Origin of the sequence: Clostridium sp. DL-VIII (genome assembly GCF_000230835.1) — a bacterium.
GTDB lineage: Bacteria > Bacillota > Clostridia > Clostridiales > Clostridiaceae > Clostridium.
In genome coordinates, this window is the sequence record NZ_CM001240.1 from 1,876,103 (window position 1) to 1,901,131 (window position 25,029).

24 protein-coding genes and 1 riboswitch are annotated in these 25,029 nt (G+C 29.2%); of the genes, 22 read left to right on the top strand and 2 right to left on the bottom strand.

Features of this window, described 5'->3' with window-relative positions; all coding sequences use genetic code 11:
- Window positions 1-16 precede the first annotated feature (16 nt).
- From sigK to phoU (CDLVIII_RS08650), 17 genes are all read left to right on the top strand, one after another.
- Window positions 17-715 carry an RNA polymerase sporulation sigma factor SigK gene (sigK, locus tag CDLVIII_RS08570; protein WP_009169055.1) on the top strand — a complete coding sequence of 233 codons (699 nt, stop codon included), beginning with the start codon at window positions 17-19 and terminating at the stop codon, window positions 713-715.
- A gap of 439 nt (window positions 716-1,154) precedes the next feature.
- Window positions 1,155-2,411 carry a cell division FtsA domain-containing protein gene (locus CDLVIII_RS08575; protein ID WP_009169056.1) on the top strand — a complete coding sequence of 419 codons (1,257 nt, stop codon included), beginning with the start codon at window positions 1,155-1,157 and terminating at the stop codon, window positions 2,409-2,411.
- Window positions 2,412-2,425: 14 nt separating this feature from the next.
- Window positions 2,426-3,559 (top strand): cell division protein FtsZ, encoded by a 1,134-nt coding sequence (ftsZ, locus tag CDLVIII_RS08580; RefSeq protein WP_009169057.1) that lies wholly within the window; start codon window positions 2,426-2,428, stop codon window positions 3,557-3,559.
- Window positions 3,560-3,973: 414 nt separating this feature from the next.
- A complete protein-coding gene (locus CDLVIII_RS08585) occupies window positions 3,974-4,813 on the top strand; it encodes a sigma-E processing peptidase SpoIIGA (RefSeq protein ID WP_009169058.1) in 840 nt (279 codons plus the stop codon).
- A complete protein-coding gene (gene sigE, locus CDLVIII_RS08590; RefSeq protein WP_009169059.1) occupies window positions 4,788-5,495 on the top strand; it encodes an RNA polymerase sporulation sigma factor SigE in 708 nt (235 codons plus the stop codon). The genes CDLVIII_RS08585 and sigE overlap by 26 nt, the downstream gene beginning before the upstream one ends.
- A gap of 82 nt (window positions 5,496-5,577) precedes the next feature.
- Window positions 5,578-6,351, top strand: a complete 774-nt coding sequence (sigG, locus tag CDLVIII_RS08595; RefSeq protein ID WP_009169060.1) for an RNA polymerase sporulation sigma factor SigG — start codon at window positions 5,578-5,580, stop codon at window positions 6,349-6,351.
- Between the two features lie 41 nt (window positions 6,352-6,392).
- A complete protein-coding gene (locus CDLVIII_RS08600; protein WP_009169061.1) occupies window positions 6,393-6,659 on the top strand; it encodes a YlmC/YmxH family sporulation protein in 267 nt (88 codons plus the stop codon).
- 231 nt (window positions 6,660-6,890) lie between these two features.
- Window positions 6,891-7,340, top strand: coding sequence for a transcriptional regulator NrdR (gene nrdR, locus CDLVIII_RS08605; RefSeq protein WP_035301706.1), 450 nt, complete (start codon window positions 6,891-6,893; stop codon window positions 7,338-7,340).
- A 258-nt stretch (window positions 7,341-7,598) separates the two neighbouring features.
- The gene (pgeF, locus tag CDLVIII_RS08610) at window positions 7,599-8,345 is read left to right on the top strand and encodes a peptidoglycan editing factor PgeF (RefSeq protein WP_009169063.1); all 747 of its coding nucleotides are present in this window, start codon (window positions 7,599-7,601) and stop codon (window positions 8,343-8,345) included.
- A gap of 4 nt (window positions 8,346-8,349) precedes the next feature.
- On the top strand, window positions 8,350-9,054 hold the full coding sequence (locus tag CDLVIII_RS08615; protein ID WP_009169064.1) for a response regulator transcription factor: 705 nt from the start codon (window positions 8,350-8,352) through the stop codon (window positions 9,052-9,054).
- 2 nt (window positions 9,055-9,056) lie between these two features.
- Entirely contained in the window at window positions 9,057-10,766 is a 1,710-nt protein-coding gene (locus CDLVIII_RS08620; protein ID WP_009169065.1) for a sensor histidine kinase, read from the top strand.
- A gap of 243 nt (window positions 10,767-11,009) precedes the next feature.
- The gene (locus tag CDLVIII_RS08625) at window positions 11,010-11,927 is read left to right on the top strand and encodes a phosphate ABC transporter substrate-binding protein (protein ID WP_009169066.1); all 918 of its coding nucleotides are present in this window, start codon (window positions 11,010-11,012) and stop codon (window positions 11,925-11,927) included.
- 24 nt (window positions 11,928-11,951) lie between these two features.
- Window positions 11,952-12,845 carry a phosphate ABC transporter permease subunit PstC gene (gene pstC / locus CDLVIII_RS08630; RefSeq protein WP_009169067.1) on the top strand — a complete coding sequence of 298 codons (894 nt, stop codon included), beginning with the start codon at window positions 11,952-11,954 and terminating at the stop codon, window positions 12,843-12,845.
- Entirely contained in the window at window positions 12,845-13,729 is an 885-nt protein-coding gene (gene pstA / locus CDLVIII_RS08635; protein WP_009169068.1) for a phosphate ABC transporter permease PstA, read from the top strand. Before pstC ends, pstA begins: the two co-directional genes overlap by 1 nt.
- Before the next feature lie 9 nt (window positions 13,730-13,738).
- Window positions 13,739-14,488, top strand: coding sequence for a phosphate ABC transporter ATP-binding protein PstB (pstB, locus tag CDLVIII_RS08640; RefSeq protein ID WP_009169069.1), 750 nt, complete (start codon window positions 13,739-13,741; stop codon window positions 14,486-14,488).
- A gap of 23 nt (window positions 14,489-14,511) precedes the next feature.
- The gene (gene phoU, locus CDLVIII_RS08645) at window positions 14,512-15,174 is read left to right on the top strand and encodes a phosphate signaling complex protein PhoU (RefSeq protein WP_009169070.1); all 663 of its coding nucleotides are present in this window, start codon (window positions 14,512-14,514) and stop codon (window positions 15,172-15,174) included.
- 517 nt (window positions 15,175-15,691) lie between these two features.
- On the top strand, window positions 15,692-16,354 hold the full coding sequence (phoU, locus tag CDLVIII_RS08650; RefSeq protein ID WP_009169071.1) for a phosphate signaling complex protein PhoU: 663 nt from the start codon (window positions 15,692-15,694) through the stop codon (window positions 16,352-16,354).
- A 154-nt stretch (window positions 16,355-16,508) separates the two neighbouring features.
- Here phoU (CDLVIII_RS08650) and CDLVIII_RS08655 read toward each other — a convergent pair whose 3' ends face one another.
- On the bottom strand, window positions 16,509-17,069 hold the full coding sequence (locus tag CDLVIII_RS08655) for a TetR/AcrR family transcriptional regulator (protein WP_009169072.1): 561 nt from the start codon (window positions 17,067-17,069) through the stop codon (window positions 16,509-16,511).
- Between the two features lie 395 nt (window positions 17,070-17,464).
- Window positions 17,465-18,718, bottom strand: coding sequence for an IS110 family transposase (locus tag CDLVIII_RS08660; RefSeq protein WP_009169073.1), 1,254 nt, complete (start codon window positions 18,716-18,718; stop codon window positions 17,465-17,467).
- A 351-nt stretch (window positions 18,719-19,069) separates the two neighbouring features.
- On the opposite strand from CDLVIII_RS08660, the gene CDLVIII_RS08665 reads away from it, so the two are divergent.
- From CDLVIII_RS08665 to CDLVIII_RS08685, 5 genes are all read left to right on the top strand, one after another.
- The gene (locus tag CDLVIII_RS08665; protein ID WP_009169074.1) at window positions 19,070-20,119 is read left to right on the top strand and encodes an efflux RND transporter periplasmic adaptor subunit; all 1,050 of its coding nucleotides are present in this window, start codon (window positions 19,070-19,072) and stop codon (window positions 20,117-20,119) included.
- On the top strand, window positions 20,109-21,329 hold the full coding sequence (locus tag CDLVIII_RS08670) for an ABC transporter permease (RefSeq protein ID WP_242835862.1): 1,221 nt from the start codon (window positions 20,109-20,111) through the stop codon (window positions 21,327-21,329). Before CDLVIII_RS08665 ends, CDLVIII_RS08670 begins: the two co-directional genes overlap by 11 nt.
- Window positions 21,298-22,458 (top strand): ABC transporter permease, encoded by a 1,161-nt coding sequence (locus CDLVIII_RS08675; RefSeq protein ID WP_009169076.1) that lies wholly within the window; start codon window positions 21,298-21,300, stop codon window positions 22,456-22,458. Before CDLVIII_RS08670 ends, CDLVIII_RS08675 begins: the two co-directional genes overlap by 32 nt.
- Window positions 22,459-22,599: 141 nt before the next feature.
- Entirely contained in the window at window positions 22,600-23,955 is a 1,356-nt protein-coding gene (locus tag CDLVIII_RS08680) for a TolC family protein (RefSeq protein WP_009169077.1), read from the top strand.
- Window positions 23,956-24,330: 375 nt separating this feature from the next.
- Window positions 24,331-24,486 carry a zinc-ribbon domain-containing protein gene (locus tag CDLVIII_RS08685; RefSeq protein ID WP_009169078.1) on the top strand — a complete coding sequence of 52 codons (156 nt, stop codon included), beginning with the start codon at window positions 24,331-24,333 and terminating at the stop codon, window positions 24,484-24,486.
- Window positions 24,487-24,774: 288 nt separating this feature from the next.
- Window positions 24,775-24,874: riboswitch (purine riboswitch) on the top strand.
- Window positions 24,875-25,029 lie beyond the last annotated feature (155 nt).

The window sequence follows — 25,029 nt, forward strand, 5'->3', positions numbered from 1 at the left end:
GCTGTGGAGGAAAAAGGTGTTTATATTAAATAGCGTTATAGAGTTAATATGCAATTCGTTTTTTTTGACAGGATATGTAACAAATAATAATACGTTTCCATTGCCATTAGATGAAACAGAAGAGCAAATGTATTTGAAGAAATTTAGAGAGGGAGATAAAAGTGCAAAAAGTATTTTGATTGAAAGAAATCTAAGATTAGTAGCGCATATAGTGAAAAAATACTCATTTCCTAATAAAGATGTAGATGAATTGATTTCTATTGGTACTGTTGGATTAATAAAAGCGATTGATTCTTTTGATTCTAGTAAAGGAACTAGACTTGCTACTTATGCTTCAAGGTGTATTGAAAATGAAATTTTAATGTTGTTTAGAAATAATAAAAAGCAAAAAAGTGAAATTTATCTTCAAGATCCAATTGGAGTTGATAAAGAAGGAAATGAATTTTGTTTAATGGACATATTAAGCAGTGAGAAAGATAGTGTTTTAGAAAAAGTTGAAAATAATTTACAGGTTAGAGCTTTATATAAAAAGTTAGTGGAATCCTTAACTAAAAGAGAAAGTGCTATTCTGATTATGAGATATGGTCTAATAGATGGAAAATGTAAAACTCAAAGGGAAATAGCAATAAGTTTAGGGATTTCTCGTTCTTATGTATCAAGAATAGAAAAAAAGGCTTTGAAAAAATTAAAAAAGGAGTTGTTTACAAAAACTTAAATTAATTAGAAGAATAAGAATTAATTATAGAAAGAAATATTGACATACTTAGAAAGAGGGTGCTATTTTTAATATAGTACCTTATTTTTATAAGTATGCTAAAAATTAACTTTAAAATACCATAATATACTATTAAGGAAAGGCTTATGATAAGAATAAATATTTCGATAATATATTTATATAGAAAATTTAATATTTCGATAACTTTTAATAAGCAATAATAGAAAGAAATCACTAGGCTTAGTAACTCGTATAAAGATTATCCTTGTGATATAATTTTTGAAGCATGATAGGAATTAAAATCAAAAATGAGAAAGTCTTTAAAGATATTTGGAATAGGAGGTGAAGATTCAATCAAATAAAAGAGGATTTTAAAAAAACATGTTGAATATAATGCAATTAGTAGATTTTTTTCTGCAAAGAAGGGAAAGAATTAGTTATGCAACAAGAGATAATTACAGCTATAGATTTTGGCACCAAAAAGATGTCTGTAACAGTAGCGGCTGAAGAAGACAATGAATTAGAAATATTAGGGGTTAAATCTTGTAAATCAGTAGGTATAGAGAAGGGGCTACTAATAGATCTTGAAAAATGTAGGGATAATGTAATAACATTACTAAGTGAAGTAGAGAGAGACGTAAAAAAAGAAATAAAAAATTTAGCGATTGGAATTTCTTCAAACAAAGTTAGGATTACCGAGAAAACAGTAAGTGTTAGACTAGACGAGAATAAGGTTACGAGTAAAGATTTGATGAAAGCATTAAAAAAAGGCAAAAATAGCATTTCTGTAAATGATGATGAATCAGTAATAGATATAATCATAAACTTTTATATATTAGATGGTAATGTAATATATAAAGATATATTACATTGGAAGGGAAATGACCTTGAAGTAAACCTTACTTTAGTAATAGCAAAAACAAGTGAAATAGAGAAATACTATGCTTTGTTTAAAGGAACGAAGTATAATATTCAATTTTTTAAATTAAATATATTATCAGGGAAAGAAATATTTCTAAATGAAAATAATTCTATGGGATATAGTGCTTTGGTAGATATTGGAGCTGGTATTACAGATATAGCATTGTTTAATAATGGCATTCCTAAGAATATAGATAATATTCTAGTTGGAGGAAACAATATAACAAATGATTTATCTATTTGTGGAAAGTTTTCGTTTTTAGAAGCTGATAATATAAAAAAGATTTATTCTAGCAATTATAAGTCTTTATATGTAGATGATTCGATTTCAGAGGAAATTGAAGTAGGAACTATAAAAGTACCTAAAAAATTATTTTATGAAGTCGTGGAAGCTAGAATTGAAGAAACATTAAGTCACATTGATATAAAAATAAAAAATACTGGTCATTATGATAGAATTTGTAGTATAATTCTATATGGGGATGGTATTAACTATTTTGAAGATATTAGTGAAATCGTTCGTAAGAATTTAAAAATAAAAACTAAAATCATAAGAAGAAATGATTTGGGAATAAAGAATTCGGAAAATATAACTTCAATGGCAATAGCCAAGGAAGTATATGATAGATTAAATTTATTAGAAGATAGAAATGTGGTTCTGATTAATAACAATAATGAAATTAAGGCAATTAATGAGAAAGAACATTTACACAATAATGAAGATGAAAATCATATCTTTAAAAAAGTTAAAGTTTTTTTTAGTAAGATTTTTTAAGGGGAGGAATTATTTTGTTAGATTTTGAGACAGATATACAAGAATTAACCAATATAAAAGTAATTGGTTGTGGTGGCGGTGGAAGTAATGCCGTAAATAGAATGATTGTTGAAGGGTTAAAGAATGTTGAGTTTATTGCGATAAATACAGATAAGCAAGCATTGATGCTTTCTAATGCAAATGTAAAGATTCAAATAGGGGAAAAATTAACTAAAGGCCTAGGTGCTGGTGCAAATCCTGAGATAGGAAAGAAAGCAGCTGAGGAAAGCAGAGAAGAAATCACAGCTTCAATAAAGGGTGCTAATATGGTGTTTATTACTGCCGGTATGGGTGGTGGAACAGGAACTGGTGCCGCTCCTATTGTTGCTGAGATAGCCAAGTCTATGGATATACTAACTGTAGGAGTAGTTACAAAACCATTCCCTTTTGAGGGCAAAAGAAGAATGAGACATGCTGAAATGGGAATAGCAACTTTAAAAGAAAAAGTTGATACATTAGTTATAATTCCTAATGAGAGATTACTTAGTATGGCAGATAAGAAAACAACATTATTAGATTCATTTAAACTAGCAGATGAAGTTTTAAGACAAGGTGTACAAGCAATTTCAGATTTGATCACAATAACTGGTGTAATTAACGCCGATTTTGCAGACATAAAGGCCGTAATGTTAAATAAAGGCTTAGCTCATATGGGTGTTGGATTTGGAAAAGGCGAGACCAGAACTCAAGATGCTGTTAAGCAGGCTATATCTTCTCCTCTTTTAGAAACATCAATAGATGGAGCTACAGATGTAATCATAAACTTCACTGGTGGTGCAGACCTTGGAGCATTAGAGGTTTATGATGCAGCAGACGTTGTACGTGAAGCTGTAGATCCAGATGCAAACATAATCGTTGGAGCAGTTATTGATGAAACGCTTACTGAAGAAATAAGAATAACTGTTATAGCAACAGGTTTTGAAAATGAAAATAGCAAAGTTGAATTAAATTCAATAATAGAAGAATCAAAAAGACCTAAGGTTCAAGAAGCAGTAAAAGAAGAACCTGAAGCTGCTATTGATGCAAAAGGACCAGAAATTGGGCATAATAGTTACGAACCTGATGATTTAGATATACCTGTTTTCTTGAGAAGACAAAAGAGACACTAATATACACATAAAATTGTATTGTTATTAATTTGATGAAATAGAACAGAAATTTATTTTAGACTAAGAAATATATATGATTTAAATAAGTCGCGCTAATTAGAGATATTAGCCCGACTTATAGTTTAAGATTCATATATAAGTTTCTAGCTTGCAATAAATTTCTGTTCTATTTTTATATGTATATATGTGTTGCATAATGTTTTGTTATGCTTATTTCTAGCAAATTTATATAAGATAGAAGAATTTATTTTTACACAATAAGTTAGTTTTAAATATAAAAAAGTAAACAAAAAAACATAGTGTAAATATATGTAAAAAGTTCAATTAAAAAAACAGAATTATCTAATGTGATTGTGACAAATTTTTAAAATAAATAAGTATATAATAAACTTCATACAGGCGGGGGGAGTTAACATGGAGGTTTATGCAGATGTCTTGGTTTTAGAAAATTGTATAGTAAATTTCTTTTTATTAACTTTGACCATGAGGTGTATAAAACATAAGTGTAAAGTAATTGCATTAATAAGCTCAAGTTTTATAGGCGGTGTATATACCTTAGTGCTTGTAATTCCAGGACTGAAAATTCTATCTTATCTGCCTTTTGAATTAATTGTAGCTTGCATCATGCTTAGATTAGCATATGGAAGGACAAGTATTTTTAATATGATGAAGTTATTAGCTATATTTTTGATGATATCATTTACTTTAAGCGGAGTATGCTTTTTATTATCACTAAAGCAAAATGTATATATTATTGGAAGTTCATTCAAAATTGAAAAATATTCAGTTAAGTATATTATTTTAGCGATAATGCTTATATATATTGCTTGTGATAGATTTATAGAATATATAAGAGATAAATTATTTACAAATAATTTTATTTTTGAAATTGAATTTAAAGTGAAAGATAAGAAATATAAGTTTAAAAGTTTTTTAGATACTGGAAATGAACTTAGAGAACCTATTACAAATCTTCCCTGTATATTGGTTGAAGAAAATTTAATAAGTGATATTAATTTTAATAAAGATACGTACCATATACTCTATAGTTCTATTGGATATGGTGGCGATCTTAAAGGAATAAGGGTTAATAATATAAAAATAAGAAATAAAAATCTTCCGTATGAAGAGATTGATGCAGTAATATGTCCATGTAAAGAAAAGTTAAACAAGGAATCTGAATTCAATGCATTACTATCAAGGGGAGTAGTATATAAGGAGGGTATTAATGGAAAAGTTAATTCTGCTATTTAATAAATTAATAAGTCAATTTAAGCTGTTTAGGAGAAAATTATATTATGTTGGAGGTAATGATGCACTGCCTCCGCCGCTTTCAAAGGATGAAGAAGAAGATTTAGTGAATAAATTAAATAATGGAGATGAGAATACTAGAAGTATACTAATAGAAAGAAATTTAAGACTAGTAGTTTATATAGCAAGAAAATTTGAAAACACAGGTGTATATGTTGAAGATTTAATATCAGTTGGAACTATAGGATTAATAAAAGCAGTTAATACATTTAATCCTGAAAAAAAAATAAAGCTTGCTACTTATGCATCAAGATGTATAGAAAATGAAATATTAATGTATTTAAGAAGAAATAGTAAAATAAAAGCTGAGATTTCATTTTATGAACCTTTAAATATTGATTGGGATGGAAATGAACTTTTGCTTTCAGATATACTAGGAACCGAAAATGATACTGTTTACAATTTAATAGAAGATGAAGTTGATAAGCAGTTACTGATTATGGCATTGAAAAGTTTAAATGATAGGGAAAAGGAAATAGTTAGACTAAGATTTGGATTAAATGGAACTAGAGAAAAGACACAAAAAGAGGTTGCTGACATGCTTGGAATCTCTCAATCATATATATCAAGATTGGAAAAGAAAATAATTAAAAGATTAAAAAAAGAAATAAGTAGAATGATTTAGCTTGTCTTCGAGTATAAAAGTATTGCCTAGCGGAAATAATGTTTAATGCAATGGATTATTACTTTCGAAGGGGTGAATACTTGTGATAATTAACAAAGTAGAAATATGTGGCGTTAATACTTCAAAACTCCCTGTACTTAAAGAGAAAGAGAAGAAACAGCTTTTTTTGCAGATGAAAGAGGGAGATAAGACTGCTAGAGAGACTTTTATAAAAGGAAACTTAAGATTAGTGCTTAGTGTAATCCAAAGGTTTAATAATAGAGGTGAAAATATTGACGATTTATTTCAAGTAGGCTGCATAGGCCTTATGAAATCTATAGATAATTTTGACTTATCTCAAAATGTTAAATTTTCAACTTATGCAGTGCCAATGATAATTGGCGAAATTAGACGGTACCTAAGAGATAATAATTCTATTAGGGTAAGCAGGTCATTAAGGGACATTGCTTATAAAGCACTAATTATGAGAGAAAAATTTATAAAAGATAATAATAAAGAACCTACTATATCGCAAATCGCAAAGGAACTAGAATTACCAAGAGAAGAAGTAGTATTTGCATTAGACGCAATACAGGATCCAGTATCATTATTTGAACCTATTTATCATGATGGAGGAGATGCTATCTATGTGATGGATCAAATAAGTGATTGTAAAAATACTGATGAACATTGGCTTGAAAATATTTCAATAAAAGAAGCTATGAAAAAACTTACTGATAGAGAAAAGTTGATATTAAACTTAAGATTTTTTAATGGAAGAACTCAAATGGAAGTTGCAGATGAAATTGGAATTTCGCAAGCGCAGGTTTCAAGATTAGAAAAGACAGCTTTAAAGCATATGAGAAAGCATGTATAGAAATAAAATACTAGTAATATATTAATTATGGGGTGAAAAATATGGAACTAGAACTACATTCACTGAATGCTATGAGAAATATGGAAGTAATCGACATATTAACTGGAACTAAAATAGGATTCATAAGAGATTTTAAAATAGATTGTGATACTAATAAAATAGTTTCGTTAATATTACCTGGGGAATTAAAGTCGTGGTTCACAAAAGAGGATGAAAAAGAAATTTTGTGGAAAGACATAGTTAGGATAGGTAAAGATGTTATATTGGTAAATGCAAAAGAAGAAAAAGTTAGCACAAACAATATATAGCCATATTGAGAAAAAGTATGTATAATAAGTATAAGGTTTAAGGTATATGGAATAAAGTAACTGGTTTAAGAGGTCATGCGTACATTTTTCATTCAAAAAAAGAGCTATGATTTGTCTCATAGTGGATTATTAGGTAAAGATACATATGAAAGATGATGCAAAATAGACTATAGGATTTGCTTGTTATTTTTTATATACCTAATAAACGAAAGCAAAGAGGTGAATGAAAGTATGAAATGTCCATTTTGCGGTTTTGAGGAAAGTAAGGTTGTTGATTCAAGATCAACTGAGGATAATTCAACAATTAGAAGAAGAAGAGAATGCCTAAAATGTACTAAGCGTTATACTACTTATGAAAAGATAGAGGACTTTCCAATTTTAGTAATTAAAAAAGATTTAACTAGGGAAAACTTTAATAAAGAGAAGATAATTAATGGATTAATTATTGCATGCCAAAAAAGACCTGTATCAAGAAAACAGATTGAAGAGATAGCATATGATATTGAAAAAGCAATATCTAATAGTATGGTTACGGAAGTTCAATCAGAGCATATAGGTGAAATGGTTATGGCTAGGCTAAAAGAATTAGACGAAATATCATATGTAAGATTTGCATCAGTATATAGACAATTTAAGGATATAAATACTTTCTTAGAAGAAATAAAGAATCTTGTAACATAATTTTGATGTTAAGGATGTTGAATATAATTTCAATGTCCTTTTTATGATGCAGCAATATAAGGTTGAAATTTATAAATGAGGATAATATAGCTTCTTATTTAATATAGCTGTCATAAGCATTATAAAAAAATGTTATATATAAGTTAAAGTTTAGTTAATAAAGGTGATAAGTAAGCAAGAGAATGTTAATATTAAGTAAATAGTAAATAAATTTTGATATCTATGGCAAGTTATACTGTGAAAATTTGGAGGATTGAAGTGAATAAGATAGAGCTTAATTCAGTAAGAAAAGAAGAAGATTTCTTAATTATAGATAATGAAAGATCAAGGATTGTTTTTACAAATGCTGAAAAAGGAAGAAGTTTTAATAGAAATACAGAAGAAGGAGTAATGGAATTAAACTCATTAAAGAGAGACCTTAATGCAGATGATATTATATATCTTAAGCAAATTCATAGTGATAAAATTTTAAGATATGAAAAAGATAAAAAAAGCATTAAAGATGAGGAAGGTGATGCAATAATAACTAACGAGAAAAATGTTGTTATTGGTGTCTTTACAGCTGATTGTGTTCCGATAATATTAGTAGATGAAAAAAATGGAGTAATAGCAGCAATTCATAGTGGATGGAGAGGAACCTTTGAATCCATAACTCTGAAAACAATAAAAAAAATGAAGGATGAATTTAATATAGATGAAGCAAATATAAAAGCATATATTGGACCGCATATTCGAAAGTGCTGCTATGAAGTTTCAGAAGAGCTAAAATCAAATTTCATAGAGAAAAAGAAAAATATAAGCGAAGCTGAGTTATTTGATGGAAGAAAACTTAATCTTGAAGCGTGTATAATCGATGATTTAAGATGTGCTGGTGTAAAAGAATGTAATATTAACAGCATAAATTTATGTACTTATTGCACTGATACTATAAAATTACATTCATATAGAAAATCTCAAGGTTCTTATGGGAGAATGTTTGCTTTTATTATGTTAAGGGGGAAATAAAAATATGGCTAAGGAAAAAATATTAATAGTGGATGACGAAGAACATATAGTTGAGTTAATAAGATTTAACTTACTCAACGCAGGATATGAGGTTTTTACAGCAAACGATGGTATAGAAGCAGTAAAAATAGCTAAGGCAGAAAAACCAAATTTATTGCTGCTTGATTTAATGTTGCCAGGAATTGATGGTTTTGATGTCTGCAAGGAAATAAAGCGAGATAATGAAATGAAAAAGACATCAATAATAATGCTTACAGCAAAAGGGGAGGAATTAGATAAGATACTCGGTCTTGAGCTTGGAGCTGACGATTATATAACAAAGCCTTTTTCTGTAAGAGAGTTACTTGCAAGAGTAAAGGCTGTATTAAGAAGGACAAATACATTTAATGAAATAGAAGAAAATGATGTTTATGATTCACAAAATCTTAGGGTGGATTTTGAGAGACATGAAGTATATGTTAATGAAAAAAAGGTAGATTTAACCTTAAAAGAATTTGAACTTCTTCAAATATTAATAAAAAACAGGGGTAAGATACTTAAAAGAGAAACTTTATTGGATAAAATCTGGGGATATGAATATATTGGTGAAACAAGAACTGTAGATGTTCATATAAGATACCTAAGAAAGAAGATAGAAGAGGATGATAAGAATCCAAGATTTATTGAGACTATAAGGGGAGTGGGTTATCGATTTAACCCGACAGAATAAAAATGAAAAATAAAATATTGACTTCAGTTATTATAACGGTGTTATTTGCAATAATAATTGTGGCTTCATCTTTTATTTTAATAATAAATATGGAACAAATTAAAAATACAGATGAAGAACTTAAAAACATAAATTATTTAATTTCTGAACTTAATACTGCTACAGATATTAGCAAAAATGATTATGAGGCTCTTAGAGCGTTAAATGATACCAAAATAAATGGTATAAATGTACGTTTTACACTTATAGATAATAATGGTGTTGTCTTGTATGATAATGAACAGTTAAGCCCGGAAAACCATAAAGAGAGAGAAGAAGTTAAGGCTGCATTTGAAACGGGGGAAGGTCATTCTAAGAGATATAGTGCTACAATTAAAGCTAACTTAATTTATTATGCAACTAAATTAAGCAATAATTATGTAATAAGAAGCTCTGTTAGTGTTTATACAATAACTATGCTTCAAAAAGAAAATCTTGTATATTGTTTAGGAATATTAGCTTTGGTTATCCCATTTTCAATAATTTTATCACTAAGGTTAGTGAAAAAAATTGTTGATCCAGTAAAAGAATTGGAAAGTGTAACTCTTAAAATGACTCACGGAGATTATAAAATAAGGGCTAATATTAAAACTAATGACGAGCTTGGAACTTTGGGGAATAGTTTTAACAATATGGCTGAACAATTGCAGATTAAAATTCATGAAGTAATAGATAAACAAAATAGAATAGAATCAATATTAAAAAGCATGAATAGCGGTGTTGTGGCAGTTGATAATCAAGATAAAGTTATTTCAATTAATCCGTGTGCAGAACTGTTATTAGGAATCAAGAAAAACATTGTCGGGGAGTATTTATTGGATTACGTAAATGATTATGATATAAGTGATTTCTTGCAACAGGAAGAAGAAAGTGATAAGGAAATAAAAATGCTGCATCCAGTGGAGAGAGACTTTAAGATCAAGAAATCAGATATGTTTGACGGTGAGGAAAACATAGGGAAGGTTATAACTTTTCAAGATATTACAGATATAAATAGAGTAGAGCTTATGAGAAGTCAGTTTGTTGCTAATGTATCACATGAACTAAAGACTCCATTAACTTCTATAAAGGGCTTTGCTGAAACATTAAAGCTGGTTAAAGATGATGAAACAAGAGAAAAGTTTTTGGATATTATAGATAAAGAAGCAGATAGATTGTCAAGATTAATAAACGATATATTAGTACTATCAAGTATTGAAAGTAATTTAACTTTTGACATGAATGAATTTAAACCAAATTCAGTGATTGAAGAAGTACTTAACATTATGAGAAAAATTGCAGTTAACAAAAATATAAAATTAGAATTTAAAGATGATTATGCAGGAAATATCATAGGAGATAAAGATAAGTTCTATCAGTTAGTCTTAAATTTAGTAGAAAATGCTATAAAGTATTCAAAAGACGGATCGGGAAAAGTAGAAATATCAAGCTATAATAAAGATAGATTCTACTGTCTAACAGTAAAAGATAATGGAATAGGAATACCTAAAGAAGATATATCAAGAGTATTTGAACGCTTTTATAGAGTCGATAAGTCAAGAAAGAAGGGCGGTACCGGCCTAGGTCTGGCAATTGTAAAACATATTGCTAAACTATTTAATGGAGAAATTAATGTTAAAAGTGAGCTTGGAGAAGGAACGGTTTTTGAGGTTAAAATTCCATATGTACAGTAGGCTGCATGTAATATGCAGTCTTTTTTATGTCAATTTGAGAACGCTGAACCTGCATTACAACACTAATATAGTTTAATTTATGACAATTTACATGTCTCAATGTTAAATTTTTTTAACATTCCTCTAATATAACTTAACATACCTATAATAATAGATTAACTAACTGGTTATATTATAGTATATGTAGATAGAAAAAATATGAAAAATAAATGAAGTTGAATTTATTTATGGAGGGAAATTATCATGAAAAAGAGAACATTGAAATTTGTTATAGGCGCTTTACTAGTAACAGTTTTAGGTGGCGCTATGGTGGGATGTGGAAGCTCATCAAATGGTGGAACAAAATCAGATAATGGAGCAAAGACTGAATCAACTGATAAAGTATCAGGATCTATAACTTTAAGTGGATCAACAGCACTATTACCATTAATGGAAAAAGCAATAGATCCATATACTAAGGCAAATCCAGATGCACAAATCAATGCTCAAGGTGGAGGATCAGGTACAGGACTTACACAAGTATCTGATGGATCAGTAGATGTAGGAAATTCAGACATATTTGCAGAAGAAAAATTAAGTGCAGATAAAGCAAAAGAATTAGTAGATCATAAAGTTGTAGCTGAAGGTTTTGGTATTGTAGTAGGAAAAGACTTAGGAATAGACAATTTAACTTCAGATCAACTTAAGGATATATTCTCAGGAAAAGTTACAAACTGGAAAGAAGTTGGAGGTCCTGATAAAGCAATACTAGTAGTTCACAGACCTTCTAATTCAGGAACAAGAGCAACATTTACAACAGTAGTACTTGGTGGAGATAAATCCCTAGAAAATGATTCTTTAGGAGTAACTCAAGATGCAAATGGATCAGTATTAAGTGCAATGAAGCAAAATGATGGAGCAATAAGTTATATAGGACTTGCATACATGAACGATCAAGAAGCTAAGAATACTTTAAAGTTAGTAAAACTTGATGGTGTTGAAGCTAACAAAGACAACATAAGTACTGGTAAATATAAATTCTGGTCTTGGGGTCATATGTACACTAAAGGAGAACCAACAGGTGTAGCTAAAGACTTTATAGATTATGTTACAAATAAAATCGACAAATCAATACTAGATGAGTTGGGATTTGTTGCAGGAAGTGACATGAAAGTAAAATAATTTCAAATTAAAGGATGAGTAAAGATGGAGAAAAGAAGTTTTAAGGAAAGGCTTATCAATGAATATTTAGGCCAAGGCTTTGCAGGAGTATGCGGAATATTAATAATACTTATAACAATATCAATAATAATATTCATAGCATCAAAAGGAATAAGAATATTTACAGCTGATGGATATAGTGTCACAGATTTTTTATTCAAAAGTGATTGGAAGCCAAATAAAGGAGGAGAGCCTTCCTTTGGAGCTCTCGCATTCATCTTAGGTTCAACCGCAGTATCAATAGGTGCAGTTATTTTAAGTGCACCTATTGCTATTGCTTTGGCAATTTTTGTGAATGTTATATCAAGTAAGTTTGGAAAGAAGATAATTAAACCTTCATTAGAAATATTAGTTGGAATACCTTCGGTTGTTTATGGATGGGTTGGTATTTCAGTGTTAGTCCCAATTATTAAAAATCATTTTGGTGGGATGGGATTTTCTTTAATTGCAGGAATTTTAGTTCTATCATTAATGATATTACCTACTATAGCGACGTTATCTATAGATGCTATAACAACCATACCTCAGGATCATATTGAAGCTTCATATGGGCTTGGAGCTACAAGATGGCAGACTATTTATAAAGTAATAGTTCCAGGTGCAAGAACAGGGATACTTACAGGAGTAGTACTTGGAATAGCAAGAGCTTTTGGAGAAGCATTAGCAGTTCAAATGGTAATTGGTAATACTGTAAAAATACCAGATAACCTTTTTGGATCAATGGCAACATTAACTAGTATTATAACAATGGAGATGGCTAATAGTGTTGGCGGAACTCCTGAAAATGATGCATTATGGACATTAGCATTAATTTTACTTGTGATCTCTTTTATATTTATTGTTATAGTTAGAATGATTGAAAAAAGGAGTGCAGTATAATGGATGCAAAAAAGATTGACAAGATTGCAACAATTATATTCTACATGATAAGTATGTTTATTGTGTGTTTACTTGGTGCATTTATCGTATATATCTTATATAAAGGCGGGAGTATGTTAAAGCCATCGTTTTTGTTTGGGAATCCTAAGTTATCGGGACCTGGAGGAGGAATTTTCCCTCAGCTTTTTAATTCGTTTTATATGTTAATTGTATCTCTAATAATTACAATTCCAATTGGAATTGGAGCAGGGATTTATTTGGCTGAATATGCAAAAGAAGGGCCAATTCTTAGATTCATAAGAATGTCTCTTGAAACTATGTCATCACTTCCATCTATAGTTATAGGTATGTTTGGCTTATTAGTTTTTGTTAATATGGGTGGATTTGGATACTCGCTTCTTGCAGGGGCTTTATCCGTAAGTATATTAAATATACCAGCAATGACTAGAATTTCAGAGAATGCTATAACATCTGCAAGCAAAAGAGTAAAGGAAGCATCTCTTGGACTTGGCGCAACTAAATGGCAGACGCTAGCTAAAATTACAGTACCAACAGCTATGGGAGAAATATTAACAGGTATAATCTTAGCAGCAGGAAGGATATTTGGGGAAGCAGCAGCATTTTTATATACTTCTGGATTAAGTTCGAGAAATTTAGACTTCAGCACAATAGATTTGTCAGGAAGCCGTTCTGCATTTTCACTTTTCAGACCTGCAGAAACTCTAGCAGTTCACATATGGAAATTAAATTCAGAAGGAACTGTACCAGATGCATCACAAATTGCAAATGGAACAGCAGCAGTACTTATACTTGTAGTTCTTTTGTTTAATGTTGGAGCGAGACTATTAGGAAATAGATTAATGAAAGCTTATAGTGGGAAGTAGGAGATAGTTATGAATATTATAGAAACTAAAGACTTATGCTTGTATTATGGAGAAAATCAGGCTTTAAAGAGTATAAATATGTCAATAAATAAAAATGAAGTTACAGCACTTATTGGGCCGTCAGGATGTGGTAAGTCCACATTTTTAAGAACTTTAAATAGAATGAATGATTTAATTGAAATTGTAAAGATAACAGGTGAAGTTTTATTTGAAGGTAAAGACATATATAAAGATTGCGACGATATATATTTAAGGAAAAGAGTTGGGATGGTATTCCAAAGACCTAATCCATTCCCAATGTCCATTTACGATAATATTGCATATGGACCTAGAATACATGGGACAAAGAATAAAAAGATATTAGATGAAATCGTGGAGAAGAGCTTAAGAGGAGCAGCACTTTGGGATGAAACTAAAGACAGGCTTAAATCAAGTGCTCTTGGATTATCAGGTGGTCAGCAGCAAAGGTTATGCATAGCTAGAACTCTTGCAGTTTCACCAGAAGTAATCTTAATGGATGAACCAACCTCAGCATTGGATCCTATATCTACAGGTAAGATGGAAGAACTTATGGATGAACTTAAAAAGAATTATACTGTTATAATTGTAACTCATAATATGCAGCAAGCAGGAAGAATAGCTGATAAAACTGCATTCTTTTTAAGTGGTGAAGTTGTAGAATATGGAAAAACAGAAGATATATTTTATAATCCTAGGGATAAAAGAACAGAAGATTATATTACAGGTAGATTTGGCTAAGATGAGAAAGGGGCATTGGAATTATGACAAGAGGATCACAAGATATTAGAGTAAGAAATATAAACAAGGAATTAATAGAAATGGCCAGCTTAGTAGAAAAGCAAATATGTGAAAGTCTGCTTACTTTAAAGAATTATGACTTAGAAAAAGCTGATCAAATCATCAAAGATGATGATAAAGTTGATGAAATGCAAAAAAGAATAGAAGAAGAATGCATTAAGTTTATTGCAACAGAGCAGCCGCTTGCAACAGATTTACGAAGAGTATTCACTGCTTCAAAGATAGTTACAGATCTAGAAAGAATGGCAGATCATGCAGTTGATATTTGTAAGATAACAAAGAGAATAGGTGGAGAGATAGAGTCATTAGAAGGAAGTTCATCAGAATTATGGGAAATGGATAAGAAAGTACGAATGATGACTAAATCTGCCATAGAGGCATACATTAATGAAGATAATGAATTAGCCTATAAGATTTGTGAGAGTGATGATGAAATAGATGCATTCTATAAATCATTATTTACAAGTTTAATAAATGCAATTAAAGTAGATGAAAATTTAATTCAAAAAGGAACACAATTGTTATTTGTAATAAAATATCTAGAAAGAATAGGAGATCATGTAACTAATATATGCGAATGGACTATTTTTTCAAAGACTGGAGTTTATGTGGATTTAAACGAGTAAAACATAAATTTCTTGTAATAAACGAAGATGTCCTTTTATAAAGGGCATCTTTTGCTTTTACAGATATCCAATTTTAAATTTAGATTTATGTGATAAGTAACCGAAATTACAGGGACTCTGTTATTTCGGTTACTTAAGAGAATTAGCCTAAGGATTTCTAACACCAAAAGTTGCACCATTTTTGCATGCTCCCAAGACAAGCTTGTGACAAGCAAAAATGGAACAACTTCTGATGAAGAAATACCTACAACTAATTCTCTAATGTAACACTGCATAAAAGAGTACCTGTAATTTCTGGTATAGTATATATTTAAATCTATAAATATATTTCTTAATTTGGATATCTATAGTTCTTGACTGTTCTAGTATATTAATGTAATATAAGAAAAATATATATGAAACAGGAATATAAAAGCGGTTTAAATACAAGAATATAAAGTGGAAGTGGAAATATAGGTTGAATTTCTAAAAAATAAATAAGGTACATAATAAGTGGTAAAAAGAGGAGAGAAAAACAATGACGAGAGGATCACAGGATATTAGGGTAAAGAATATCAATAGGCAATTGGTAATTATGGCTAACCTGGTAGAGAAACAAATATATGAAAGCATGTTAAGTTTAAAGAACTATGATATAAAAATAGCTGATAATATAATTAAAAGTGATGATAAGGTTGATGAATTGCAAAAGACAATAGAAGAGCTATGCATCAAATTTATTGCAGCAGAGCAGCCTCTTGCAACAGATTTAAGAAAAGTTATGACTGCATCAAAGATAGTTACGGATTTAGAAAGAATGGCCGATCATGCAGTTGATATATGCAAAATAACCAAAAGGATGGGTGGCAAGGTTAATAATTTTTCAAAGAGCTTAGAAACTCTATGGGAAATGGAGAAAAAGGTGAGAATGATGATAGAGTTAGCCATAAATGCATATATTGAGAATGATGATGAAATGGCTTATAAAATCTGCGAAAAAGATGATGAGATAGATGCTTGTTATAAATCTTTATTCACAGGCTTTGTTAACGATATAAAACTAGATGAAAGTTTAACTGAAAAGGGAATAAACCTTCTATTCGTAATAAAGTATCTGGAGAGAATAGGAGACCATGTAACAAATATCTGCGAATGGACTATTTACTCTAAAAGTGGAGTTTATACTGATTTAAATGAATGAAGTTATATAAAGGAAGAACAGATCAGGTTTGATTGATTGCATGTTATGCATCTATTGAGTTATTGCGAAAGAGAAAACGCCCATAATATTGAATTTAGATTTTCAATATTACGGGTGTTTTTATGTTTATGTATATAATTTAACTGGTCTATATTTATTTTAAAAAATCTTTAGAAGGAATAAAGCCATTTTGAATTTTATGTGCTAGCAATGAAGTTGCATCAGGAGTTATTTCATCAAATTCATTTTGCTCAAGAACACCAAAAATTCCGCATACAATAAATGATATAGTAGTTTTATTAATGATTCTAGGGAGGTTATTGTTTTCGGTTTTTTTTAGGAGCTTTTCAATTGTAAGTTGTTTTATTTTATATAGAGAAAGAGAATGCCTTGATGAATTAAAAAACGGTATATAGAGTTCTCTATCTTCTCTAAATATAAGCAATATCTCATCCATTATGTCTGGTAGATGATTTACTAGTTCAGTGAAGTCATAGGGTTCCATAATTTTAAGAGTCTTATCTACAACATAATTCATTAAGCAATCTGCACAATCATAGATATCTTTATAATGTAGATAAAATGTGCTCTTATTAATGTCAGCAACTTCACATAATTCTTTTATGGTAATATCATTAATATTTTTATCTATTAGTAATTTTGCAAAAGCAGAATGAATGGCTTGTTGTGTTTTTCTTATACGCCTATCTTTCATTATAATCCTCCTATCTCAATAAATTGAGTATTTTCTTTATTATTCTCTTAATTTCTTAAGATTTCATTTATATCATAAAGTAGTTCAAATGAATAACTTGAGATTATATTGAATAAATAGATTTATTTTACTTAAGAGTCGTAGAACCCACCAATTAAAGCTTAATATTTCAATTTTTTAAGGTATACACCTCGAACGCTCTAATGCTGACCCTATCATGTCTCCCTGAGTACATATTTTTAATGCCTCTATCATTCCTTCGTTCTGCATTTTAGAGCAGGTGTTGCAGTAATCCTTGTATACTGGGTCAATTAAGCCCTTATGGAGGGTTGAACGCGCTTAACCTTACTCTTTTTAAAGAACAATCTTTTTCCAATACAATCTTTATACTTTCCTTAAGCTACTTTTTGATAACTTTCTAGTCCATGAACTTTGTCATTAGAATAAAGTTCTTTTTTAGTACATAAAACATAAAGGACTTTGATAAGTCTTACGCTTAATGCAACTATTGCTTGTTTTCCTGTAAGTTTATTATTATTTCTTTTTGTAAGATGCTCATAAACTTCTTTAAATGCTTCATTTTTAGCGACCATAACCAATGATGCTTGATATAAAATATTTCTTAAATTAGGCCTACCTCTTTTGCTTATTTCTGTTTTTCCTTTTTTATTGCCGGAACTAGTTTCTTTTAAATTTAAACCTGCAACTTTCTGAATTTGCTTATAATCATCATATTTTGATACATCTCCTATTTCTGCTAAGAAACTAGATGCAGTAACTATACCTATTCCTTTTACACTTAAGATGTATTCTGAATAACCAGTTTGAATTAAATATTTTTGCATTATAAGTTCAATATCATCTATTTGCTTTTGAATGTTTTCTAAATTTTTAATTATAAGATTTAATCTATATCTAGCTCCATCTAAACCGACAGGGACACCTATAGAATTTTCTGCTGCTTCACAAACTAAAGTTGCTTTTTTTATTCCAACTCTATTTTGGGTGGCACCTTTTAGCAATTCTGTAATTTTGTCAATCCCTGTACCTCTTATATCCTTCGGGAACGGGCATTTTTTTAGTATTTCTAATGATGATTTACCTAAAATATCAGAAAATAACTTTCTTAACTCAGGAAAATATTCATCTAATAGCGCTATTAGTCTAACTTTTTCTCTAATTAATTGCTTTTTTAAATCCTGCCTGCTATTACTAGCTATTCTCAAATTAACGTATAATTCATCATCAAACATACATGTAAGATATTGACCTTGATATATAAGTCTTGCTATTACTCTAGAATCCTTTTTATCATTTTTAGTTGGACTATTGTCTTCTAGTTCCTTGGTTTTATTAACATGATAAGGATTTACCAAGCATAAGCTTATGCCTCTATTTTTCAAATAATAGGCGATATTTTTCCAGTAATGACCTGTTGGTTCCATCCCTACAAGAGTATGAACTGTTCCATACTTTTCAGTCAATTCTTTCATTATTTCAAATAGACAATCAAAAGATTCTTTGGTATTCTTTATTAAGAATGGTTTTTTAATATATTCACCATTTACTATAAATTGACCATAGTGGTTATCCTTTGCGATGTCTATTCCTAAAATTAAAGTATTTGGAACCATTATTATATTATTCATTTAAGTTAACCTCCTGATATAAATGTTTTGTCGTCTTGCAAGTGACATACAATATGTTTATATCAGGTTTTTTTATTTCTTACAAAGTCCAAAACACTTTATTACAGGAATACTTGTATAATAGACAAATATAACATTTTAGTTTATTAACAGACTTATACATTAATATTGATTATTGAATAAAAAACCATATATTTCTATAATAGACTTGTGTCTATATATAGATGATAGTATACAAAAAATATCATGTCAATACATACTTTTACATCAGAAGAAGAAGATAGAAACCGTCTAATTATGGAATTTTAATTTTATAAATAAGGTATTAGGTTGATTGATAGGAGGAATTTTATGAAAATAAGAAATATAACAATATTAGTAGTTTTATTATTTGTAACTAATGCATTTACAGGATGTGTTTCATTATTTACGTTAACAGGGGACAAGTTGGTAAAGCAGACTTCAAATGATTTAATAGTTCAGTCAAATGTAGATATGACTGATGTTAATGTAAATACTTTAATCCCTGGAAAGGTTAAAGAAGTTAAAGTCAAAGAAGGAGACAGCGTAAAAAAGGGAGATGTACTACTTGTAATTGATAGTGATACATTAGCGGCTCAGCAGGCTCAGGTTCAAGCTCAAATTGAAACAGCAAAATCTCAATTAAGTGCAGCACAGGCAGCTAGAGATGCAGCTAGTGCAAAACTTGAAGAAGCACAAAATGGTGCCAGGCCAGAGGAAATTGACCAAGCTAAATCAGCTTATGATCTTGCAAAAATAACTTCAGATAGACTAAATGTTTTGTATCAGCAAGGTTCAATTACTAAGTCGGATTTAGATAATGCTGAAACTCAGACACAGGTAGCTAAAGACAAATATGATTTGGTACAAAAGGGTGCAAGACCAGAAGATATAAAAGCAGCACAGGCACAAGTAGATCAGGCTAATGCATCAGTTGAATCAGTTCAAGGTCAGATTAAGCAGGCAGAAGCAGCGCTTCAGGGAGTTAATGTAAATCTTGATTATGCAACAGTTACTGCACCAGAAGACGGCACAATGACACAAGTGAATGTTGAGGAGGGTGAAACTGTATCAACAGGAATGCAGCTTGCTGTAGTTACTAAAACTAATGAGCCATCAATATTGTGCAATGTTAGAGAAAATGATTTGTCTAAAGTAGATTTGAATCAAGACGTTTCAGTGAAGATCCCGGCATATAATGATGAAACATTTAAGGGAAAAGTAGTTAGAATTAATAAAGATGCTGATTTTGCAGTTAAAAGAGCAACAAATGATAATGGTGAATTTGATGTATTATCTTATGGTGTTAAGATTGAACTTGCAGATAATGATAAAGCATTTCGTTCGGGTATGACAGCTTTTGTTGATTTTGGAAAGTGATGTGACAATAGGCATGAAAGAAATAGTATTGAGGCTTAAAGAAACGATTGAAAATTCAAAAGAAGTTATAGTTTCGAGTATATTACTTTTAATATTACCGGCTATTTCAAGTTTTATTTTAGGTTATACATATAGTCAGCATGTGGTTAACAATATTCCAACTATAGTGGTAGATCATGATAATTCTGCCTTGAGTAAAAACTTTGTTACACAAGTAAATACAAATGAAGTATTTAATATAGTTAAGTATGGTGATAGAGATGATGAAACTAAAAACTTAATAGATGAAGGAAGAGTTGTAGTGGGCATTATTATACCTAAAAATTTTTCTGAGGATTTAACTGCTGGAAAAGCACCTAGAATTATGATTTGCTATGATGGGGCGCAGATGTCGGCGGTAAGTGCTAGTAAAAGTAGAATAGCCGAAATTTTAGGAACTATAAGGATTAGTTATTTAATGAAGCTTGGAGAAGGTAAACTTGGAATAATGCCTGAAGAAATTAAAAATAATATTATTCCTATACAAATTAATTCTATATTTATAGGGAATTCAACGAGAAGTACAACTAATTTTATGCTTCAGGGAATGTTAATTGGAATTGCACAAATAGGAATCATTATACTTGGAGTTTTGATAGTAAAGGAAAAGGAAAATTATTTTTTATTATTAATTAAAAGTATTGCCTCTGGATTAATAGGTTCAATTTCAATTTTTTTATTGATATTTATACAATATAAATATTTTCAAATGCCCTATAGAGGATCTATTAAAGCTGCAATTGCATTAACTATAATTTTTAGTATTATTACTGTTAATCTAGGCATACTATTCAAATTGCTTATGAAAAAAAAGCTTGAAGCTGTAAGTAGTTCTAGTCTTATTGTCTCAGCTACAGTTTTGCTGGCAGGTTATACATTTCCTTTGATGTCTGCACCTGATGTATTTAAGACTATATCTAAATATATTCCTTTCCTATATTATGGTATTCCAATGAGAGAGTTATCTCTTTTAGGATTGAATTTTAATGATGTTTTAGATAATTTGAATTATTTAATAAAATACATGATCTATACATGGATTGCCATATTGATTTTAATGATAATTCAAAGTACGTTGGAAAAATTACCAACCGTTAAAAATAAAATATGGAATAAAGTTATGGAGAGGAGGAATAAAGATGAGATTTCTGAAGTTTCTAGCCAGAGATAAAAAAAGTATCGTTTATCTTAGTTTTATTCATATTAGTACAGTAGTTCTTATTGCCTTTATGTTCAGCAAAATCTATGTAGAAAATATTCCAATTGGAATAGTAGATATGGATAACTCATCTTTATCTAAAACTATAATAGAAGAACTGAAAAAAAGCCCGGGGATAAACATTAATTACTATACGGATTCACAGGAAGATTTGCAGCAGGTAATTAAAAATAAGAAGGTCAGCGGCGGAATTGTTATACCTAAAAATTTCAATAAAGATGTTGTTAAAAAGAAATCGCCAAGTGTTGCATTATTAATAGATGAAACCAATATTGTTGTTGGAAATAATTTGTATGCTTATAGTAATGCAGTTATAGGAACCATAAATGCTGGAATTCAGCTAAAGGTGTTTGAAGGAAAAAATATGCTGCCCTACGATGCTGCTAAATCTATTGCAACTTTTTCTTATACTGAACGCATACTTTATGAACCTCAGCTTAGTTACATGAGATATTTAATGTATTTACTTGTACCATACTTATTGCAGGGAACCTTTCTTATGACTTTTTTAGTACCTGGATTAATAAAAAATAGAAAGCAATTGAAGTTAATTAATGCTAAGCCAAAAGATATCATAAAAAATATATTCATTATGTTAGCAAGAATTTTAATGATTATTACTATAGCAGTTTTTTCTAGTTTTATTGCTTTATTAATTTTAGACAAATATTTTGATTTACCTCTTCATGGAAACATATTAGAATATTCGGCATTAACTTCCGTATTTCTTGCAGGTATTACAGCTATTGGGGTTGTGTTTGCAGCCATATTTGATAATTTGATATATTTTACTCAATTTTATACCATGATGAATATAGTTACACTTTTAGCCAGTGGAATACCATTTCCAGAGTATGCTATGCCTAGTGGACTTCCTAAAATCATTAAGAGCATATGGCCGCTTATGAATGTAGCACTTCCATTAAAATTCCTAAATCTAAAAGGATCAGGCTGGGGTATTATATTACCAGCTATAAAAAATGGAGTAGTTTATGCTTTAGAATGGTTCTTGGCAGGAGCAGTATTATATTCTGCTAGAATTGCACTAAGTAAATATATAAATAAGAGAAGAATTATATGAAAAAAAGAGAAGAGTGAAGATGAAGAAATGTTGACAGCAATTTATGCAGAAGAGGCAAAATAATAGTTTAAGCAGAATTGGGTTTAATAAAAATAGAAATATTAAACTTTTATTTTAAATACTTAAGGTAGGGGGAAAGCAATGAAGAAAAATATTAGAAAAGTGGCTGCTATTTGTATTGGATTAAGTATAATGAATACAATTGTAACTCCGGCTTTCGCAGTAGATACACAAAAAAGCAATGAAAGCATTAATACTGAAATAATAAACGACGAAAGTAACTCAATAATAAATGGACAAATATCTAATGAAAAGCCGATTCTTACTTTAGATCAGGTTGTAAATTCGGCCATAAACAATAGTGAAGATATAAATTTAAAGTCACAGCAAATATTAACGTACAGAAACAAAGAGACACTTCAAAAGAAAACCAATAATTTCTATGAAAGTCTTGGTGAAAAAGTATATGACTTTCCATATGATAAGCTTGAACTTTTGGAAAAGCAAACTAATCAATCAAGAGATTTTTTGCAGGATCAAATAGCTAATGATATTACTAATAAATACAACGATATCATTATAAAACAAATAGACTTAAATCAATCTGAAACGAACTTAGAGATAAAAAATAAAGATTTAGGAACAATAAAAACAAAAGTGGACATAGGAATGGCAACTTCAAATCAATTAATAGATAAACAAATTGAAATTGATTCTTTAAAAAATGATATAGCTGCAAAAGAAAATTCCTTAAGAGACAGTATGAATTATTTAGGTGTTTTGACTAATTTAAATTTATCAAATTATTGCACTTTGGATCAAAATATAAAATATGATGTATTCAAAATTGACGGTTCAATTGATGATTACATAGATAATAAAATTGATTCTTATTTAGAATATAATCAAAAGTTAATTGATCTTACAAAGGATTATTTAAAAGATTTAAAGGATGATGGGGTAAAGGATGTTATTGATAAAGATATTCCCCAAATGCCATCTGGTGGCATTCCATCTCCAGCTTTATATATGAAAAAAGATGATGATACAGGAAATAGTGAACTAGATGAAGGTGCTTATTCCGTTGGACTTAGTACTTATGCTCTTCAAATTATAGGTTATGAGAAAAGTGCATTACAGTATTATATGGATATTACTAAGTATGGTGGTTATTTAGATGGTAAATATGGTGTAGAGGAGGCTCAAGTGAAACTAGATGACTCAAAAAAGAGTTTGAAAAATGGATTAAAACAAGCTTATTCAACATTACTTGATTTGGAAAATAAAATAAATGATTTAAATGATGTAATAAAATCAACAAATACTAAGCTTAGATATGCCAAAACATCAGTAGATATAGGAATGATGACAGAAAATGATTATAAAGCTATAGTTTTAAAAAGTCAACAATTGGATACTTCCCTAAGAAATATTATTAATGCTTATAACAATTTAAAAACCACTATTCAGAAACCTTGGATATTAGGTGTTAATTAATATATCTTTGAAATTTATTTATAACGCTAACTTGTATAGCATTTCCATATAAAAACACTATACTTTAGGCTCAATATAGTGTATACTACAATAAATTTATGAATGTTTAAAATACTATTTATTATGTATTATATTAAGAGTTATCTTACAGTCTTTTTTTATGATTTAACCATTCATAAATTATAAATATTAAAAACTAATTAACAGAAATATAAATATTAAAAAAAATGAAAATAAAGGATTGATATTTAAAAGAAAAGCTGTTATAATAAGTTTTGTAATGAAAAAGGTTTTTTATAGATATTATGCATTTCTCCTTTTAGAGAATTATATGAATCGATATATTAATCTTTAATTTAGAAGGAGGAATTTAAAATGGAAGATAAAACTTTAGTATGTAAAGATTGCGGAAATGAATTTGTTTTCACAACTGGAGAACAAGAATTCTACAAAGAAAAAGGATTTGACAACGAACCAGTAAGATGTCCTGATTGTAGAAGAGCTAGAAAACAACAAAATAATAGAAGATAGTTTGTGATTATTTTGAGAGTTATAAGATTTTCTTATAACTCTTTTTTGATATTAATCTGAAAATATTTAAGCATATAAAAAATAGGTGATAAAAATGATAAAATAGTTACTGCATTTTGAGTTCTATAGTAAATAAATTTTTCTATAAGGATATTAATAATGTGAGGGTTCTTGAGTGGTTAATCCCTAAAAGCTACTTTCCAAAGATTTGATTTTTTAAATAATTAATTATATTTAAATTTGTTAATTTAAATTGACAGGACGTTTATACTAAGCTATAATGATATAAAAATTAATAGAAAAGTAGTTCGTATAACTTCAATAATATGGTTTGAAGGTCTCTACCAGGAACCACAAAATCCTGATTACGAAGAAAATTGGTTATTCATTTTTCTTCGTAATCAGGATTTTTTTATTTTATATAAATTTCAATGGTAAATTGCTATTACATCTAAATCTATACTAGAGACTTATAATTTAAATTAGCAATATGATAATAAAATTTATATAAACAAAATAAATTTATTAGTTGTAGCAAGGAGT

Excerpts from the sequence above, each read along its gene's own strand:
- CDLVIII_RS08575 (WP_009169056.1), top strand. The coding sequence starts at position 1,155 with ATGCAACAAGAGATAATTACAGCTATAGATTTTGGCACCAAAAAGATG.
- CDLVIII_RS08585 (WP_009169058.1), top strand. The coding sequence starts at position 3,974 with ATGGAGGTTTATGCAGATGTCTTGGTTTTAGAAAATTGTATAGTAAAT.
- CDLVIII_RS08680 (WP_009169077.1), top strand. The coding sequence starts at position 22,600 with ATGAAGAAAAATATTAGAAAAGTGGCTGCTATTTGTATTGGATTAAGT.
- CDLVIII_RS08660 (WP_009169073.1), bottom strand. The coding sequence starts at position 18,718 with ATGAATAATATAATAATGGTTCCAAATACTTTAATTTTAGGAATAGAC.
- phoU (WP_009169070.1), top strand. The coding sequence starts at position 14,512 with ATGACAAGAGGATCACAAGATATTAGAGTAAGAAATATAAACAAGGAA.
- pstC (WP_009169067.1), top strand. The coding sequence starts at position 11,952 with ATGGAGAAAAGAAGTTTTAAGGAAAGGCTTATCAATGAATATTTAGGC.
- CDLVIII_RS08625 (WP_009169066.1), top strand. The coding sequence starts at position 11,010 with ATGAAAAAGAGAACATTGAAATTTGTTATAGGCGCTTTACTAGTAACA.
- CDLVIII_RS08620 (WP_009169065.1), top strand. The coding sequence starts at position 9,057 with ATGAAAAATAAAATATTGACTTCAGTTATTATAACGGTGTTATTTGCA.
- CDLVIII_RS08675 (WP_009169076.1), top strand. The coding sequence starts at position 21,298 with ATGAGATTTCTGAAGTTTCTAGCCAGAGATAAAAAAAGTATCGTTTAT.
- sigE (WP_009169059.1), top strand. The coding sequence starts at position 4,788 with ATGGAAAAGTTAATTCTGCTATTTAATAAATTAATAAGTCAATTTAAG.
- nrdR (WP_035301706.1), top strand. The coding sequence starts at position 6,891 with ATGAAATGTCCATTTTGCGGTTTTGAGGAAAGTAAGGTTGTTGATTCA.
- CDLVIII_RS08615 (WP_009169064.1), top strand. The coding sequence starts at position 8,350 with ATGGCTAAGGAAAAAATATTAATAGTGGATGACGAAGAACATATAGTT.
- pstB (WP_009169069.1), top strand. The coding sequence starts at position 13,739 with ATGAATATTATAGAAACTAAAGACTTATGCTTGTATTATGGAGAAAAT.
- CDLVIII_RS08685 (WP_009169078.1), top strand. The coding sequence starts at position 24,331 with ATGGAAGATAAAACTTTAGTATGTAAAGATTGCGGAAATGAATTTGTT.
- CDLVIII_RS08665 (WP_009169074.1), top strand. The coding sequence starts at position 19,070 with ATGAAAATAAGAAATATAACAATATTAGTAGTTTTATTATTTGTAACT.
- CDLVIII_RS08600 (WP_009169061.1), top strand. The coding sequence starts at position 6,393 with ATGGAACTAGAACTACATTCACTGAATGCTATGAGAAATATGGAAGTA.
- phoU (WP_009169071.1), top strand. The coding sequence starts at position 15,692 with ATGACGAGAGGATCACAGGATATTAGGGTAAAGAATATCAATAGGCAA.
- CDLVIII_RS08655 (WP_009169072.1), bottom strand. The coding sequence starts at position 17,069 with ATGAAAGATAGGCGTATAAGAAAAACACAACAAGCCATTCATTCTGCT.
- pstA (WP_009169068.1), top strand. The coding sequence starts at position 12,845 with ATGGATGCAAAAAAGATTGACAAGATTGCAACAATTATATTCTACATG.